This window comes from Ruminococcus callidus ATCC 27760 (genome assembly GCF_000468015.1).
GTDB lineage: Bacteria > Bacillota > Clostridia > Oscillospirales > Ruminococcaceae > Ruminococcus_C > Ruminococcus_C callidus.
This window is the reverse complement of record NZ_KI260324.1, coordinates 1-1,978: the sequence shown is the minus strand read 5'-3', so window position 1 is coordinate 1,978 and position 1,978 is coordinate 1. Positions and strand designations below refer to the sequence as shown.

Here is a 1,978-nt window from a genome sequence, read left to right as displayed (position 1 = left end):
TACCAACTGAGCTATAACAGCATTTCTTTTATTGCTCTCCCGCCGTTTTTGGCGAATCAACATATATTATTATAGCACAAATGCTCCGATTTGTCAACGCATTCTTGTCATTTTAAAAAAAAGAAAGTTTTCATATGATGTATTTTGTTTTTTCTCGTAAAGCAAAACTTTCAATCTGATTATACGAAAAAGCATCTGTAAAAATAAAGCTCTTTTTTGTAAACAACGACGTTTCCAACAATTCGAAACACAAAAAACCGCTGCCAGTTTCACAAGAGAAACCAGCAGCGGTCTTTCATTCGTTTTGTACAGTATTATGAAAACACCGTTTTATTCGCAAGTCACGATATATCCGCTGATATTATCCCCGGAAGCGGTATAGGTGCCGCTGGGAATGGTGACCTGTACGTCCTTTGTGCCGCCAATGCCCACATAGAACACCTGATAGGTCTTGCCGTCAGCCGTGATCTCCAGCGGGTTGTCCGCACTGTAGCTGTGTACACGGTCGATGTATTCTTCCAGACAGAGGTTGTGTTCCTGCATATAGAGAGCGTGGGGTACGCCTACATAGCGGAATGTATATGTACGGCTGTCCTCACCGGTTTTTTCGTCCTTGCCGTCCGGATAGCGTACCACAAAGCCATATTCTGCGGCATGTTCTGCGATCCAGCTGTACTTCGGATACTTTTCTGCATTATAATAGTCCGAAGTGCCGTCCCCGAAATTGATTTTCAGGTTGAAGCTGCGGCCGCTGTGATAATCGGAATAGCCGCCACGGAATCCGGTGCTGCCGTCCTCATAGCGGGAATCCTGATCTGCCTTGTCCCGATAGCCGCTGAACACCTGCATGCCGCCAAGACCGGTTTCGGTTTCAAAAGCGGACATCATTTTGTTCAGCTGGGCAATGGTTTCTGCGTCCAGCTGTACTTCCATATCGCTGACGCTGTAGGAACTATTTCGTTTCTCGTAGACACTTTCCAGCTTGGGATCACCGTTGGGGAAATCGTAGCTGTGTTCCTTGTTGATGAGAATCAGATTGCCCTGATCGACACCCTTTGCCGCCAGCGTGATCTGCTTCCCGTCCTTTCGGCTGGTTTCCTCGGTGCTGGTTGTGGTCTTGGTGGTATCGGTTGCCACGTCCGGCTCTGTGGTCTTTTTGGGCTTATCTGTTGCCTTTTCGGTCTGCTTCGTGGTTGCCGTTGCCACAGCCACATTGCCGGAATCCTCAGGCTGCTTCCGGCGTTGGCAGCTGTGGAAGCAAAGTGCTCCGATCAGCAGCACGATCAGCAGCAGCGGCACGAATACTGCTGCGATCCGGTCGAACCGGAGTTTTCGCTTGCGGACATGACTGCCTCCTTTGGAAGAAGCTTTTTTATCCATATCCGGTTTTGGCTCCGGCTCTTTGGCATGACTGATCGGTTTTTTCGGTTCGCTCATGATTGCAATTCCTTTCTTGGTATCGGCAATCCGCACATGATATTCACGGGGATTCCCTATGATTTTTCGCAGACTCCGCAGGATCCTTGCCGCGGAAAATGCTGACTACACTAGTATAGCATATTTTCCGGCACTTTTCAAGTCGGAATTCAGGAGAAAATCCGAAAGCGATCACCGATACACAAAAAAGGCTGCACAGTCCGAAAACTGTACAGCCTTTCTAAAGAACCTTTGGTGCGGACGACAGGACTTGAACCTGCACGCCGAAGCAATAGAACCTAAATCTATCGTGTCTGCCAGTTTCACCACGTCCGCAGGGAATGTTTTTAGTATACCACGATTTTCCGGATTTGTCAAGCACGTGCATCAATTTTTTTCCGAAATGACACCCACAAAACAGACAAGCCAACCAGACAAACGGACAAAAAACCAGCGAAATTACGTGCATTTCACCTTGTCTGTTGCAATTGCAGCCGCCAGACAAACAGGCTCTAAGCCTCCCCTTTCAGGGGAGGGGGACCAGCGAAGCTGGTGGAGGGGT

Annotated in this window: 1 protein-coding gene and 1 tRNA gene; both read right to left on the bottom strand. The window is 48.4% G+C overall.

All coding sequences use genetic code 11. The features are described 5' to 3' along the window. Positions 1-330: 330 nt before the first annotated feature. Entirely contained in the window at positions 331-1,437 is a 1,107-nt protein-coding gene (locus tag RUMCAL_RS02820; RefSeq protein ID WP_051343626.1) for a M15 family metallopeptidase, read from the bottom strand. A gap of 232 nt (positions 1,438-1,669) precedes the next feature. Continuing rightward, positions 1,670-1,752 (bottom strand) — tRNA-Leu (locus RUMCAL_RS02815). Positions 1,753-1,978 lie beyond the last annotated feature (226 nt).

Coding starts and splice junctions, on each gene's coding strand:
- RUMCAL_RS02820 (WP_051343626.1), bottom strand. CDS start 1,437: ATGAGCGAACCGAAAAAACCGATCAGTCATGCCAAAGAGCCGGAGCCA.